Raw genomic sequence first — 15694 nt, forward strand, 5'->3', positions numbered from 1 at the left:
ACCCTAAGGTATCGCCCTATATACCGTCTTTTTTTATAAATTTGACTGTTTGGGCGTCTGATCAAGAGTAACATCAGTTTTTCTATTGATATATCAATAAAAAGTCAGGAACTCAAACATCCGCGCAGAAGTATCCCACCACTTCTGCGCTTCATCAAGTTTTTCATTCCAGGTAGTTATAAATTCTTTATTTAATCATATTTTTCACATTTAGATTATCATGTAATCTTAGTTTTATTCATTTTTTGAACCAATAATTACTTTCCTACCGTCGATTTTAATATCAACTTTAGAAAAAGAAAGAATTTCCAATAGCTCGGTTAGTTTGGTATCTCTATGGACTTTGCCATTAAACAACTCATCAGAAAAACCGCCCCTATATTCTACCTCAATATCATACCATCGTTCTATTTGTTTCATCACAGTCTGAAGCGAAGCCTCTTTGAAGACAAACAGGCCGTTTTTCCAAGCGATTGCCTCTTCTACATTCACAGATTTGAGCAACCTAAATTTCTCTCCATCAAATGTAGATTGGTAACCAGGCTTTAGAAACACTGAGCTATCATGATTTTTTTTATCTAACAAAGAAACTTTGACACTTCCTTCAAGCAGAGTAGTGGTAATCTTTAAATCTTCCGAATAAGCCTGCACATTAAATTTGGTTCCTAAGACCTCTATTTCTTGGTGCTTACTTTTTACAATAAATTTCTTTTTAACTTTTCCACTCAACGCTTCCTTAATTTCAAAATACCCTTCCCCTTCCAATTCGACACACCTCCGATCAGACTCGAACTTCGCAGGATAGCGTAATGAAGAGCCAGCATTAAGCCAGACCTGACTTCCATCCGGAAGACTAATCTGGTATGTCCCTCCTTTAGGTGTTTTCAGAACATATACTGGAGCTTTTTCCGAAGAGCCTAGTATCTCTTTCTCTAACCCTTTCACAGGCGATCCATCAAAATACGACAATTTTTCTCCTGTTCGAATCCCATGCTGATCCGATTCAAGTTCCACCACATCCCCTCCCTCAAGCTCAAGTGTTGCCTTATATCCACCTGGATAAATTGAGGTCTCCACTGAAGACAAATCACTCCTTTTTGTGAAATCTAATTTCCATACAGAGAATGTAATCGCCATAAGCAATAAAGCAGCAACATTAAACATCCAATTTTTAAAAAGACTTTTTTTAGGTTTATTTCTGATAGAAAGCTCCGATATATCCCGTTCTATACGCAAACGTAACTCTTCACCGACGTGATCGATTTGCGCTTCACCAGTATCGCCCACCATGTCTATGGTCGAATACCAGTGCTCAAGCACTAATCTTTCCTCTTCGGTAGCCTCGTTGTTATTATAACGCGCTATTAATCGTCTTAGCTCTTCTTGGTTATTCATTATCAATACTAAACAGTTCAATAGAACTGCCTTTAATAGTATATACGATAACTAACAAGGAAGTACTATATAAATAATAAAAAAATTAATTTGATTGATACAAAAGGAGAAGATTACCTGTAACAATCATCAACATACCATACTTCAAAACACGAGACCTAAGCCTTTCGTTAGCACTATACAGTTGATTTTTAACCGTCTGATCAGAAATACCTAATTCTTCCGAAATTTGCTTGACAGTAAGACCATCTTTATTTTTAAGCAGATAAATAAGTCTCATGCGTTCTGGCATATTCTGCACCTCATCATCCACAACATTCTCTAGCTCTTTAGTCAAAAGCTTATCCTGAGGACTTTCCTCCGTAACAGGAATGGAATTGGTACAATTTATTACATGTCTTAGCCTAACTTCATCTCTTTCAAATAGCTTAAAGACTTGGTTCCTTAAAACGCTGTAAAGATAGGCCTCAATTTTATCTTGTTGAGACAGTTTGGGCAAAAAATTCCAAAAAGCGATGAATACTTCCTGAACAATATCCTTAGCGACTTCACTACTATTTACTTTTCTACAAGCAACTCTATAAAGTCCCTCCCAATACCTTTCGAAAACAATATCAAATGCCTTAGTAGGAGATTGTTCAGCGATTTTCAGGAATCGCTCAATTTCAGTCTGCTCCATGTTCATTCGGAATATCCATTGGAATAATTAGTTTTAAAATAGGTAAAGTCAATCTCACTTAATACTTCAAAAAGCACTAGTTTTCAGAGATAATTGCATAGCAAATATAGCTTTATTCCACCTATAAAAACAACATCCACCTTTAATAAAAAAAATGTTTACAAAATAGGAAACCTGTGCTACTATTACGGTTAAATTAGCATATCGCCCAAGACTTTATCATTTTCAAAAAAAAAGAACACTTCTTTTTAATTTATCATGTTTTTTAAGCTTAGATTAGTCTTATTATTAACAATTTGCTATTTTTGGAAAATTCAAAATTAAGCTGATCATGCAGTCATCCTATATCCTAACCGATACGCATACGCACTTTTATTATAATATACATACAGAAAAGATTGTTGAGCAAATCCAACGATGCTTGGATAATAGTATAACACGTCTTTTCTTACCCAATGTAGATCGTGAATCGATAATCGCGGTGATGGATACTGTTAAGGCTTATCCCGAGCATTGTTTTCCCATGCTAGGACTCCACCCCTGCAGTGTAAAAGAAGATTACAAGACGGAACTGGATGCTATAGAAAAAGCCATTTCTCAACATAAGATATATGCAATAGGCGAAATAGGTATCGATCTATATTGGGAGAAAAGCACTTTAGAGTGGCAAAAAGACGCCTTTCGCACACAAGTAAACTGGGCCAAACAACTAGGGCTACCTATTGACATTCACTGTCGTGAAGCTTTTGATGAAACATTTGAACTTTTGGACGAGCTACAAGATGATAAGTTATTCGGGATATTCCACTGTTTCACGGGCAACCTAGAGCAAGCACATCGGGCAATCGATCTGGGATTCAAGCTAGGAATTGGAGGTGTAGTAACTTATAAAAAAGCAGGACTGGACGCTGTGGTAAAAGAGATTGCTTTAGAACATCTCGTCCTAGAAACAGATGCTCCCTACCTTGCACCAACTCCATATCGAGGGAAGGAAAACGAAAGCTCTTATCTGCATTACATTGCAGAGAAAGTCGCAGATCTCCATCAAACCAGTATAGAAGAAGTAGCGCAGATAACTACACTAAATTCTAAATCAATTTTTGGCATCTAATATCACTATGAATATATTCATTATATATACGGGCGGAACCATAGGAATGGTTCAGGACGAATCAGGAACATTTGTCCCCTTCGATTTTGATCTTATCAAGAATAATCTTCCTGACTTAAGCCGTGTAGATTATAAGTTAACAGTACACTCTTTCGATCCGATCATCGATTCATCAAACATGAATCCAGAGATTTGGTTGAAGATGGCACAATTGATTCAGGATAACTATGAGAAATATGATGGTTTTGTAATTCTACATGGTTCCGATACCATGGCTTTCAGTGCTTCTATATTAAGTTTCTTACTTGAGGGTTTACAAAAGCCTGTTATTCTTTCTGGATCCCAACTTCCTATTGGAGAAATCCGTACTGATGCTAGAGAAAATATGATGACAGCGCTGGAAATTGCCTCAACTAAACATAACGGTGTATCTGTCATACAAGAAGTGTGTATATTATTTGACAATAAACTTTTTAGAGGTAATCGTGCCTTCAAATACAACTCCGCCAAGTTTGAAGCGTTCCGTTCTCCCAATTACCCCGTTCTTGTCGAGGCGGGCATACACCTTAAGTACAATTTCGAAGCACTATTAAATAATACAGACAAACAACTCATCTTACATCACAAGCTGGATGATCATGTTGGTGTACTTAAGCTATTTCCTGGAATACGTCCCGACACTATCAAGGCCATTTTAGATTCTAACGTACGGTCCATCGTCATGGAAACATTCGGATCAGGTAATACAACTACAGACCAATGGTTTCTAGACCTATTAGAAGGAGCAATCAAAGGCGGTAAAAACATCCTCAACATCTCCCAATGTAAAGTTGGCTCTGTAGAACTTGGACGCTATGAAACAAGTCAGGGACTGAAAGCTATCGGCGTATTAAACGGATATGACATGACCTTTGAAGCAGCTGTTACAAAACTGATGTATTTACAGGGCGAATTCGAGGACCAAGAACGAGTAGCTTATTGGGTTGAGAAAGACATCAGAGGAGAATTGACAATAAATGATTAAGCATTATTTATTATCCCGATAAAACAAAAAATGAAAAATAATTGTTTTAAACGAAAAGAGGGATAAAATGCAAAAAACAATTATTACCATATTTAGCACTTTCGCCATATTATCTATGGCGAGCTGCTTCCCAAAAGCGAGCCATGTGATTCGCTCGCTTCCAGTAGAGAGTAGAGAGCAGATTTTGGCACAGTATAATCAAGACCAACTTGCGGAAGGAAAAGCGATCTTCAGCAGTAGCTGTGATAACTGCCACAAGCTAAAACAACCGGAAACACGAACAGCGGAAAAATGGAACTCTATCATAAAAAGAATGATTCCAAAGGCCAAGCTCAGCGATGAGGAAGGGAAACTCGTGCGCGCTTATGTAATTGCAAATTCGAAAACTATTTGATAGTAATTCGCATAAATTGCTTCGGTGTACTCAATTGTCCTTCTTCTGTCCAGAATGTTTTATTATAGAAGACTGGTAAATACAAACTATTATCCTTTGTAAAAAAAATGTCCTTAGTCTCTGTTCCTGCCATCCAGTGCACAAAACTAAAACTTGCCACTGGTGTTATCTTTCTATCTACAATACGATACAACTCAACATCGACACAATCTTCATAAGGATTAGTATACAATGCTATAATATGTCTACCATCCGGTGAAAAGTGAGGAAAATCAACCATCGACACCGTCTGCTCCCCTGTATGCATATCCACGAGCGTGTAATCTATAGACTCATAGTAACTTCCATTTACGATATACTGTTGTAAAGAAGGATTATAGCCTACATACTCAAATTCTGCTCTATTTTCTTCCGCATCAATAGGACTATCTTTAAACACATAATTCTTTATTGTAGCAGGTAAAACCAATACACCTTCTTTTTTTACATGCGTTAAGGTATCTCTTACAATCATCTCAACAGCACCTTTCTTCTGTTGTCTAAACTCCTGTTCGGTAATCAATTCAAGAGAAAGAAAGTCTTTCAAAACCAAACCTCGTTCGTTATATAACGGTTCCTTTTCACCTACTTGTAGAAAACTAATAATAAGCGCATCTTCTTTAGACAACTTCAGATCCGATACTTTTCCAATTACCGATCTTGGAATAAACACTTTACGTTTAGCTATAATCACACGTTGCTCCCCATTATGCAATCCCTCGTATGGATACCTTTCTCTACTCCATACAGCTAGCCAATCTCCCTCCTCGCCTATCACCTCATAAGCCTCTCCGTACCCTGCCTTTTCCATAGCTTTGGAGCGCGTAGACATAGCCTGTCTAACAATGACACTATCTCTAGAAACAACAAAAGACTTTGTGATTGGAATATCATTGGTATAATCTACCACTGTAGTATCCAAAGGCACAAAAACACTATCAATTATTATGGACTCTTGACCTACAAGCTTTTCTGACTTACCCTTATTCTGACAAGACAAAGTCAAGGAAACAATTAAAAGAAAAAATCTATTCATACAATTTGTCTATTCATCAAATCTACATAAGAGTTTTGAAAATCACTGTTGCGGATTTAAACCAGATTCATCGCTTTGTAAATTATGTTATTATCCCAATGGCTTTATCGCCATATTTGAATAAATATTTCATTACAATGTACAAGGCAATCTCTTTCATACTTTTAACCATCCTGACAGCACACATAGCTCAAGCACAGGACACTCTATACTTTGATGAAGACTGGCAGGAAACTACCAAGGATAAACATGCATATTATCGCCCTCTTCCACTAAAAAAGGAAGGAGAGCTACTTTTACTAAGAGACTACTACAAAGGTGGTCAATTACAGATGCAGGGGTATATCAGGACTGATAATCCTGAAATTCATGTTGGAGATACCTACTGGTACGACGAAAAAGGTTTTGATAGCAGTCTAAGTCAATACAAAAATGAGAGTTCAGTCAAGGAGCTGAACTATTACTATCCGGATGGTAGCTTATGGCAAACGATAAGTTACGCCGCCAACGGAAAAAAAGAAAAGATTACAACCTATCTCCAAAACAAGGTAATTGCAACAGGATATATATCTCCGTCAGAAGAACTCTCGGGCAACTTTAATTACGCCCAACCTCTATCCTATTATGAATACACTCCTTCCGATGAAGGAGTAATGATAGAGAAAACATTTGCTGTCCCTACAGGACCTGTCACCAAGAGTAAAGAACAACGCTTTTACTTCATTACTGTATTTTGGGAGAATGGTAACAAAGCAAGCGAAATCAAAGTCGTATATAAACCATATGGCGGCACAAGTGAAGTCAACAAAAAGACCTGGAGTAAGGAAGGCAAGTTGATTTCAGAAAGAAAATATGATAGCGAGACATCAAGCACATCATACATAGAAGAAGAATATTATACCAAAAACCATATTGCTACACAGATTCGAGAAATAACACCCTACAAAAATGGAGAGAGAAATGGAGTATCCACAGTCTACAACAATAACGGCGACACCGTATATCGATCTATTTTTAAACAGGATGACCTCCAAGAAGTCAATATATATCAAAACAATATACCCGTTCAAAAGAACTTATACAAAGACAATAAACCTTACGATGGAACCTTTATCGATGAAATGGGGGGAGTCACCAAAGAATTCAAGCTACAGAAAGGCATAAAAATAGATACAGAAACTCTTAAGGAAAAAGACAGTGCGAAGATACTAGCTGAAGGACTATACCAGAATGGCCAACCATGGGAAGGCACTTTCTTTAATGAGGCAGATCTTTACGAAATCCTACAGTACAGGAATGGCATTCAGGAAGGCATACAGCGTGTGTACCGTAACTTATATTTTGAGGAGCTAAAAGAAGAGTATGAAATGAAAAATGGCGTACGGGAGGGGTACGGAAAAACCTATGATGCAGATAGTCTCATTGGTGAAAGCCTGTATAAAAATGGTCAGATTATCTCTGGAACGATACAGGAGGATAATCTGAAGCTTACTTACGTAGATGGACAAGTTAAAACCCGAAGCACCTTTCATAGTCGCGATGAAAACAGAATCCTGTCGGTCGAAGAATTTGAAAACAACACACTTCAATCTATCACCTATTTCGATTTTACTATCAAAGAACAACCGAAAGCATCCTATACAGGATATTTCAAAAATCAGAAACCTTTCAACGGATTCTTTAAGCTAGATACCCTAATTGATGACATCTCTCTAGTAGATTATTACGAAAATGGAGTGCTTATATACAAATATTCGTTTGATTTTATAGAGCAGCTAGAGAACTATGAACACTACCTCTATACTGTAAAAACGACATTTAAAGAGGGAAAACCTCTATCGGGGCCGCTTTATAAAAGCGTAGGTAGAGAACGTTTATTGCAAATTGACTACACAGATGGAAAGGTAAATCATTTTGATGTCAATTTATTTGGCATGCACTTTTTTGCCCGTATATCCTTCCAGCTCGACCACGAAATCTTATCAATATCCGGCGCAAATTCTCCTGTATCGATAAAGGCATACCCGACAAAACAGGGTATCGTTGCTGACCTCTATAAAGAGGGGCAGATCTTCAGAAAAGGACAGGACGATATACAAGTAAAAGAAGGTAGCCCAAATTCAATAACGTTCTATTACATAAAAGACACCCAGATCAAAACATTCGCTACCTCCATCGTTCCTTTTATGGATGAAGACATCGATCACAGCGATTTAATCATGAAGTTGTATCCAATGTTCCCAATAAATACGACAACCGACATGCGGATCTTACTCAACAACCTTCTAGATAGATTTGAAACGGAAGATCTGGAATATACTTTCGAATCCGGTATAGGTGGAAATTTCCCTTTTAAAATGGAAGATATACTAACTACCGTCGAATTTGACAAAAATGGTATAATTTCCTATGGTATACGGCCGAGTATTCAGCCCAATGGAAACATTCTCGTCGAAGGGATAGGCAATGGGCAAGTCAAGAAAAAAATAGTTTTCAAAAGCATTACAGAGCTTCTCAAAGACAATAAAGCTGTATTCAGAAAATTTGAGCACAACTTACTCAACAATTTCGAATAAGACAATAACAGGGGGACGACTACCATCGTCCTCCTGCTCCTCCACCTCCAGAGCGCCCTCCTCCAAAGCTACCACCTCCGCTACTTCTTGAAGAGGAGCCTCCTCCCGAAGAACCACTACTCGACTCTCTACTCTTCATGGCAATAGTAAAGAAACCTATATGTTTAAAGTAATTACAGTTCTGGCAGGAATCAAACTTTTCTCCTTCACCAGAAGAAGAGTAAGTCGCCGAACGAATAGTCCGCGTCTTGTTGACTTCCAACGTAAAATAGTGGCATTGCGGACAGTCCCGATAGTGCGAACTTTTATCCCAAGGCAATAGACGAACCTCTTTGTTAGCGGTATTGGTCCATATTTCATAACGCAAGCTCTTGATCGACTCTTCTTTCTTTTGACCAGCGTCAAGGTATTGCTGTGGCTTTGCTTTGGCATCTCCTCGATTTATCCTAACCCAACTACCACTGGTATCAGGAGGAGTAAAACGACCTGCATTACGTCGAAAACGATTCAAAATTCCTCCCAAATCAAACCAGGCTAATGGTGTCAATAACATAGGTATGAATAAATATTTCACATAACTTTTTAAGCCTTGCTGTAGATCCTCTTCATCTTTAAAACTCTCGATTATTTTCGTCCTTCCGTTCGTAATTTTCATCGCAAGTATCAGAGCTAGGAGAACAAAAGCAAAATAGGGTAAATTCTTCCGTTGGTAGATCTCCTCAAGATTATTGAAGATGAAAACAAATATAAAAAGCGTTAAAAACATCAACAACAACATACACCCCATTCCCCAGAATATAGGCGCAATAAGCTTCGGTTTGTTCTTTGTGCCTTTTAATATACGTCCAGAAATATAGTGGACATACAGGTATAACACTGTAAATAAGGCCAACATCCACAAGGTATTTACTAGAACAGGATTACGCATACTCCAGAAAGGAGCTGCATCGGGCATCAAACGCTCTAGCTCGGCCACAGAGTCTGGTGATTTCAGTATCTTCTCGATAAAGCGCGAGGCTTCCAATACACCTTGATCATAATCCCCATTTCTAAAATTAGGAACTAGATAAGTCTCACCTACACGTTTGAGATAAGCATCGGGAAAAATCGCTTCCATACCATAACCCGATATAAATCTATATTCGCGTCTATCTTTGGATATAAAAAGTAACAAGCCATTATTGGTCTCTTTTTTACCTATTCCCCAATTATTAAAAAGCTCAAGAGCAAATTCAAAGTCGCTATCTCCGACATAGTCGCCTACTACTACAATAGCATACTCCGCTTTAGTCAAGCTATCAATACTCTGGGAGATAGCATCCAATTCAGCAACGGTATAATATCCTAATACACCATCCGGGTTACTCACAAAATGGCTCTGCCCTTGCGTTTTAGGATTAGGTAAAGATTGCACGGTATACTGCGCTAAAAGCATAGTACAACATAAAAAAGAAAGAAGCAATGCCGCTATAGATATTCTATTAATCATTTAAAATCAAAGTTTGATACCTAAAAGTAAGTAACAAACTTTGATTTCAAAATATGTTTTTATGTTTAGAATTCTCCTTCCTTTTGACCTCCCCAATCCATTTGTTTGGAAATCTGAAACTTACCCGTAGAACTTGATTGATCTAACAGATTTCCCCGAAACACGAGCTGCATATTGTTTTTTAATGTACTTTCTAGTTGAAAAGTACGTAATACCCCCGTAGAACTGTACACAACTATGGTGTATTTTAAGGGGATATCGATGGGATTGACCCCCATAAACTGGTTGAAAATCAACTGCTTATTAGCATTAAAATCAGCAGTGATATCTATATCCGTCTGATCCAAAATAGGATTTGCTAATTGGGGATTAAAAGGAGCATAGAAAAATGGATCATGCTGCTGGCTGATCCCAATTTTTGAAATAACGGATAGATCGACAGCATCCGTAAACTCAAGTTTGACTTGGCTGAACAAGCGTTTTAAACTGATCTGACTTTCCGTAGTACCATCTATTACCTCTAATTCCCCAACATAACCAAAGATCGAAGCACTCGCATTCGCAAAAGTATTTCCAACATAAAAACTGGATAGGGTTGGTTTTTCGGGAATCAATAGGTCTTTAGTAGATTCATTGGCGACAAAACAGATCGAGTATTTCCCCTTTGCGAGGCTCAGGGTCAAACTAGAAGCCTCGTCGTAACCAACAACCCCAGTAACAACTAGTTCAGGTTTATCCTTATGAAAGAGAAAATAGTGAAGCTTATTGATTGGACTTCCTACCTGCGAAGATGGAGCCATACCTAAAAGGCGGATATTATCGAAGCGGATTGCACCTGAAGTTGGATTAAACACGGATTCCTCTGCTCTAGTACCAGCTTTAGGAATTAGTTTAAACCACAGCTGCACTCCCCTAATGTTTTTATCCGACAAATGATAAATATAACTATTTTTAGGATTATTCGTTCCCCCGTTAGCACCAAATTGATTGTTCTTAGACAGCTCGACATAAGTCACACCTTCGTCCAAGCTGTAGTATAATTCGAAGTCCTTTGGGCCTGTATTTGAACTTCCTGTATCAAATCCGAATTGTGTAATCTGACTGACTCCATCAATGTGGAATTTCAAAAAGATTTCTTTTGCTCCGACAATAGAGACCGCGCTTCCGCTGGCATAGTCCTCAAATGCGTAGGTTGAATTGGGAAAATCATTTGGTACTTGATTTAGCATCTCTCCTTTTGTAAAAGAAATACTTGGCTTCACTCCAACTTGATAAGCAATATCTGGCTCTAGTGTTTTACTGTTAAAAGACCAGAAGTACAACTTCCCCTCTACATAATTTTGTGCAGTAGAGACATTACTTGAAGCCTTTGAACTTGCTTTAGATGCTGTTTTAAACGGCGTTGCAGCATTACTAAATCCCGAAATATTAAAGGTTACTGCTTGTAAACTCTCATTTTCTTCATCTACGGATCCATCTTTTTTGCAGGAATAAATAGCTAATAAAATGATGACATAAAATGAAAGTCTACCTTTTTTTGAAAATAGACTATTCATGATCTGTGTATTTGTGTGTTATAATTAGTTTAAAAAAAACTGCGGTTAACAATTCGCCAACCGCAGCAATATATATAAAACATTTTAAACCAACAAATTAACCTTTCACGCTATAGATTTCCTCCTTACCATTAATAACAACTCGAACCTTGTCACCTCTTTTTCCGTTAATTTTATAAGCATGTACTTTTCCGTTTTTCCAGGTAATGTCGACCGTTCTATTACCTCGAGCACGAAGGCCTTTTACCTGCCCGTCTTTCCATGCGGTAGGTAAGGCTGGAAGTAAATGAATATACCCATCGTGACTCTGTAACAACATCTCTGAAATACCTGCCGAGCCTCCAAAATTTCCATCAATCTGAAAAGGTGGATGTGCACAAAAAAGATTGGGATAGGTACCTGCACCAGCTCCCTGATAAGTGGTACCTACACCGAACGCTGGCTTGAGTAGTTGTCTTAAAATCTCTAAAGCATGGTCACCATCATGAAGTCGCGCCCAAAAGAGGATTTTCCATGCTCTGGACCAACCTGTACCTTCATCCCCCCGCACCTCTAATGTTTTTTTTGCTGCTGTTGCCCAATCTGGTGTCGTCATTGGTGAAATAAAAGCGGCAGGGTACAAACCATACAAATGCGACACATGCCTATGTGTAGGTTCTATCTCCTTATAATCTTCTAACCATTCCATAACGCGACCTGACGAACTGACACGCACAGCCGGTGGAATAAGCTTAAGGTCTGTGCGTAATATCCCTGCAAAACTATCATTAAGACCTAGTACAGAATCAGCGGTAATCACGGCTCCATATAATTCCCGTACGATTTGATTATCGATGCTGGGACCCATTACGACTGAAGCGGTATTACCGTTAGGCAGTCTAAAACCATTCTCCGGAGAGACCGACGGTGACGTAACCAACCATCCTGTTTTCGGGTCTCTAACCAAAGTCGCTTGATAGAACTTCGCTGCTCCGGCTAACAAGGGATATATTTCTCTTAGATAAGCTTCATCCCCACTAAAAAGATAGTGTTCCCACAAATGATTACATAGCCACCCAGAGGCCGTACTCGCTCCCCAAGAAGCATTCTCTCCAGGAGCAGAATATCCCCAAATATTGGTCATCATATACACCACCCATCCAGGCGCATTGTAATAAGCCTTTGCTGTCTTTTCACCTTCCTTAGCAATTCTTTTGATCAGCTCTATAAAAGGCTTATGATATTCCGAAAGATTACCTACTTCTACTCCCCAATGGTTCATTTGCGCATTGATGTTTAAGTGATAATCACCGTTCCAGGGAGTCTGAATCTGATGAGCCCAAAGTCCCTGTAAATTCGGTGGAAGTGCTTTCTCATATTTTGGTGCAGTACTAGAAATCATAAGGTACCGTCCAAATTGATAGTAGAGCGCTGCCATTGCATTATCTTTTTCAGGATGTTCGAAAAAGCTTTTAATCCGTTGATCTGTGGGTAGATTTGCTTTAGAAACATGATCTTTCAGCGTTAACTCGACTCGTCCAAAAATACGTTGATACTCCTCCAGATGCTCAGCAAATAGCTTATTGTAACTCCACTGTCCGGCGTCCTCGAGGTTAATCGACACATCGGTATCCGGTGATTTACTGTAATAACTAGTCGATGCTGTAAAATAGATCAACACCTCGTCCGCCTCTTTGATGATAATCTGATTATCATACAACTGCTGCTTTCCCCCTTTGGCTACTACCTTAATTTTACCCACAAACTCGAGTCCATCTCCTCCTACACCATCCGGAAGTCGGCCTGTAACGGTAATCTCTCCTGGCTGTAGCTCATAATCTTTTACGTCTTTGTCGCGGTAAAAGTGAAGCGCAAAACCTATGGACTTCTTCTTACTAGCCGACAATCTCACGACGCCAACATTCTTGTCCTGTGACGTGAAATACTCCCGTAAATAACGGGTCCCGTTTACTTCAAAGCTCGTTTCGGCTTTTGCACTCCGTAAATCCAAACTGCGTTTATAATTCGAAAAATCTCCTTCTATAAAATGAAGAAAATTCAAAAAACCAAAATTCTGAAAGCATCCGTAAGGAACGGTAGCTCCATTGCCATGACCTGAACCTTGACCATTGCATACGAAGTTCTTATTCACCAATTTTTCAGCCTCATTGTTTTTTCCTTCAAACAACAACTGCTGAATCTGCCCGACACTTTTGTAAGCATCGTAGTTATTAGGGTCCTGTGGCGAACCAGACCACATGGATATTTCGTTAAGAACGATTTGCTCATCCTTGACACCACCATAAGGCATCATTCCAATACGACCATTTCCCAAAGGTAGAGCCTCTTCCCACTTGGCAGCAGGTTTGTCATACCACATTTTAAGATCTTGCCCATAGACCATAGACAAGGTGCATAAAACTGCAACTAGTACACAACTCTTCTTCATTATAGATATAGATTAAATTCTGCCACGGTGAACGTTCTATTAATTGTTTCCTTCGGCACAAATTTCAGGTATGAACCAGGTTGTAAAGTATCAAACGTAATAATCTGCTCTGTGGGGTTGGATTTAATATTCGAGAATTCTCCCTCTTTTATCAATTGCCACTTTTTACCATCTTGGCTCTGGTATATAGTATACTTAGTCACCATTCCTTCCTTTTCGCCATCTTGTCGAGGTACATACCCTAACGCACGAATCGTTTCATTCAATTGCAATATTACTTCACTCTTGACCGTACTTAAAGATGCGAAGCTATCCGTATCTCCATCAAAAGCTTTTTGAAAAGTGCGCGATAAAAGTGTATAGGCAGAGTTACCTAATTTATTTAAATCCGTAGCAGCTTGCTCGAAACTAAAAGACTCTTCATATTCCTTAAAAAGACCAATATCACTCAGTGTCGGTACAACTGGAGCAAAGAGTTGTATTTTTAGTTTAGACGTCTCAATGGGTTGATCTAATTTGATAAGTCTATTGGCCCCAATACTAGTTGCTGAAGCTAATCGTTGCCAAGTACTCCCATTGAAAACCGAAACCACAACACTATCCAAACGTTGACCAAGCTTAATATTCTCCCGCAAACGAATGATATCGAATGTTACCCTCTCCGGCAACGAAATTTCAATCACAGGATTAAATACACCTTCCTCAGGAGCATAGTAGGTATAGCGATCGTCATCAAAAAGATTATCCACGGCAAATTCCCGGGAGGAACCACGCACGCTAGAAACAGTTGCACCAGCACCTTCAGCAAGGTTTTTTGCAAAAGTACGCTCTAATTTTCGACCAAAAGCAGCTAAGGATTGTACATCATTATCATGTAAAACACCTTCCGGCATCGGTGCGAGTCCGAGATTCATATTAGCTCCCCTTCCTACCGATTTAAGGTATATTTCAAATAATTGCTTAGGGGTTTTGACCTTGCCATCCTGGTTTTTGTGGTAAAACCATCCCGGTCTTTGCGGAACATCACATTCGGCTGGAATCCAGAATTTCCCATCCCGATCTCCCGTAGTAAGGTTACTATCATCTAACTGCCCAGGGACAGGCTTGCTACCATCTTTAGTCCTTGGTGTAATCGTTGCCCAGGATGTCTCCGCAGCAAAGCCATGCTCATTGCCCACCCAACGCATGTCAGGTCCTATATCCGAAAAAATCATAGCCTTAGGTTGATAACGGCGCACAATGGGCCAGGTCTTCTCCTCCCAAGCATAGTAAGTCGTCCTATCTATCGTTCGCTTCTCGTTTTTTCCGCCATAGTAGCCATCTCCCCCATTAGCACCATCGTGCCAAGATGTAAACAACTCCCCATACCCTGTCATCAGCTCTGTCAACTGCGCTCTATATGCATCCGCATAGGCTGCGGTACCATATCGCGTATCATTTCTATCCCAAGCTGACAAATAAACACCAAATGCCATACCTTGTGCATGACTCGCCATCATAAACTCCTTCACCATGTCCCCCTTGCCCTCTTTCCACAGGGACTGCGCTATATTGTAATTATTCGTTTTTGTTGGCCAAAGACAAAATCCGTCGTGATGTTTGGCCACGGAGATCAAGCCTCTAAAACCAGCTGATGCAGCTGCTTTGGCAATTTGATTAGCATCAAAATGACTAGGATTAAAAATTTTGGGATCAGCATCTCCAAAACCCCATTCCTTATCCTGAAAAGTTGTGGGTGTATAATGGATAAGACAGTACATCTCCATCTCATGCCAAGCCAGTTGTCTAGGTGAAGGTAGCGCTCCATAAGGAGCCGGGGCTCCTTGCCCAAAAGATAACAATGGAGCACACAGCAGTAACTTTAGTATATTTTTCAGTATCACAATAAAATGGTTTAAGCTATCGTATTTAAAGATAAGCTATTTAAACGGTTCTTTCGGATCTTGTGCCATTAGAAAATATCGATA

At 39.2% G+C, this 15694-nt stretch carries 11 protein-coding genes; 4 read left to right on the top strand and 7 right to left on the bottom strand.

Going from position 1 to position 15694, the window contains the following annotated elements:
• Window positions 1-234: 234 nt before the first annotated feature.
• Window positions 235-1395 carry a FecR family protein gene (locus CLV99_RS18285; RefSeq protein WP_133585956.1) on the bottom strand — a complete coding sequence of 387 codons (1161 nt, stop codon included), beginning with the start codon at window positions 1393-1395 and terminating at the stop codon, window positions 235-237.
• Between the two features lie 85 nt (window positions 1396-1480).
• On the bottom strand, window positions 1481-2074 hold the full coding sequence (locus CLV99_RS18290; protein WP_162850157.1) for an RNA polymerase sigma factor: 594 nt from the start codon (window positions 2072-2074) through the stop codon (window positions 1481-1483).
• A gap of 331 nt (window positions 2075-2405) precedes the next feature.
• Between CLV99_RS18290 and CLV99_RS18295 the strand changes: the two genes are divergently transcribed.
• From CLV99_RS18295 to CLV99_RS18305, 3 genes are all read left to right on the top strand, one after another.
• Complete coding sequence (locus CLV99_RS18295; RefSeq protein ID WP_133585958.1) at window positions 2406-3185, top strand: TatD family hydrolase; 780 nt, start codon at window positions 2406-2408, stop codon at window positions 3183-3185.
• Window positions 3186-3192: 7 nt separating this feature from the next.
• Window positions 3193-4209: an asparaginase gene (locus CLV99_RS18300; RefSeq protein ID WP_133585959.1), complete on the top strand. Its 1017-nt coding sequence runs from the start codon at window positions 3193-3195 to the stop codon at window positions 4207-4209.
• Between the two features lie 67 nt (window positions 4210-4276).
• Window positions 4277-4603 carry a c-type cytochrome gene (locus CLV99_RS18305; RefSeq protein WP_133585960.1) on the top strand — a complete coding sequence of 109 codons (327 nt, stop codon included), beginning with the start codon at window positions 4277-4279 and terminating at the stop codon, window positions 4601-4603.
• On the opposite strand, the gene CLV99_RS18310 is transcribed toward CLV99_RS18305, so the two are convergent.
• Window positions 4596-5678, bottom strand: a complete 1083-nt coding sequence (locus CLV99_RS18310) for a hypothetical protein (protein ID WP_133585961.1) — start codon at window positions 5676-5678, stop codon at window positions 4596-4598. The genes CLV99_RS18305 and CLV99_RS18310 overlap by 8 nt on opposite strands.
• A gap of 137 nt (window positions 5679-5815) precedes the next feature.
• On the opposite strand from CLV99_RS18310, the gene CLV99_RS18315 reads away from it, so the two are divergent.
• Complete coding sequence (locus tag CLV99_RS18315; protein ID WP_133585962.1) at window positions 5816-8254, top strand: toxin-antitoxin system YwqK family antitoxin; 2439 nt, start codon at window positions 5816-5818, stop codon at window positions 8252-8254.
• 19 nt (window positions 8255-8273) lie between these two features.
• Here the strand turns inward: CLV99_RS18315 and CLV99_RS18320 are convergent, their stop codons facing one another.
• The 4 genes from CLV99_RS18320 to CLV99_RS18335 all read right to left on the bottom strand — a co-directional run bounded on the left by CLV99_RS18320 (window position 8274) and on the right by CLV99_RS18335 (window position 15610).
• Window positions 8274-9743, bottom strand: coding sequence for a TPM domain-containing protein (locus CLV99_RS18320; protein ID WP_133585963.1), 1470 nt, complete (start codon window positions 9741-9743; stop codon window positions 8274-8276).
• Between the two features lie 65 nt (window positions 9744-9808).
• Window positions 9809-11299 carry a hypothetical protein gene (locus tag CLV99_RS18325; protein ID WP_133585964.1) on the bottom strand — a complete coding sequence of 497 codons (1491 nt, stop codon included), beginning with the start codon at window positions 11297-11299 and terminating at the stop codon, window positions 9809-9811.
• A 97-nt stretch (window positions 11300-11396) separates the two neighbouring features.
• Complete coding sequence (locus CLV99_RS18330) at window positions 11397-13727, bottom strand: glycoside hydrolase family 95 protein (protein WP_133585965.1); 2331 nt, start codon at window positions 13725-13727, stop codon at window positions 11397-11399.
• Window positions 13727-15610: an alpha-L-fucosidase gene (locus tag CLV99_RS18335; protein WP_246032801.1), complete on the bottom strand. Its 1884-nt coding sequence runs from the start codon at window positions 15608-15610 to the stop codon at window positions 13727-13729. The genes CLV99_RS18330 and CLV99_RS18335 overlap by 1 nt, the downstream gene beginning before the upstream one ends.
• Window positions 15611-15694 lie beyond the last annotated feature (84 nt).

Origin of the sequence: Sphingobacterium yanglingense (assembly GCF_004363245.1) — a bacterium.
GTDB classification, from domain to species: Bacteria; Bacteroidota; Bacteroidia; order Sphingobacteriales; family Sphingobacteriaceae; genus Sphingobacterium; species Sphingobacterium yanglingense.

What these genes read in the sequence shown, in the direction of transcription:
- CLV99_RS18285 (WP_133585956.1), bottom strand. Translation starts at nt 1,395, where the DNA reads ATGAATAACCAAGAAGAGCTAAGACGATTAATAGCGCGTTATAATAAC.
- CLV99_RS18290 (WP_162850157.1), bottom strand. Translation starts at nt 2,074, where the DNA reads ATGGAGCAGACTGAAATTGAGCGATTCCTGAAAATCGCTGAACAATCT.
- CLV99_RS18295 (WP_133585958.1), top strand. Translation starts at nt 2,406, where the DNA reads ATGCAGTCATCCTATATCCTAACCGATACGCATACGCACTTTTATTAT.
- CLV99_RS18300 (WP_133585959.1), top strand. Translation starts at nt 3,193, where the DNA reads ATGAATATATTCATTATATATACGGGCGGAACCATAGGAATGGTTCAG.
- CLV99_RS18305 (WP_133585960.1), top strand. Translation starts at nt 4,277, where the DNA reads ATGCAAAAAACAATTATTACCATATTTAGCACTTTCGCCATATTATCT.
- CLV99_RS18310 (WP_133585961.1), bottom strand. Translation starts at nt 5,678, where the DNA reads ATGAATAGATTTTTTCTTTTAATTGTTTCCTTGACTTTGTCTTGTCAG.
- CLV99_RS18315 (WP_133585962.1), top strand. Translation starts at nt 5,816, where the DNA reads ATGTACAAGGCAATCTCTTTCATACTTTTAACCATCCTGACAGCACAC.
- CLV99_RS18320 (WP_133585963.1), bottom strand. Translation starts at nt 9,743, where the DNA reads ATGATTAATAGAATATCTATAGCGGCATTGCTTCTTTCTTTTTTATGT.
- CLV99_RS18325 (WP_133585964.1), bottom strand. Translation starts at nt 11,299, where the DNA reads ATGAATAGTCTATTTTCAAAAAAAGGTAGACTTTCATTTTATGTCATC.
- CLV99_RS18330 (WP_133585965.1), bottom strand. Translation starts at nt 13,727, where the DNA reads ATGAAGAAGAGTTGTGTACTAGTTGCAGTTTTATGCACCTTGTCTATG.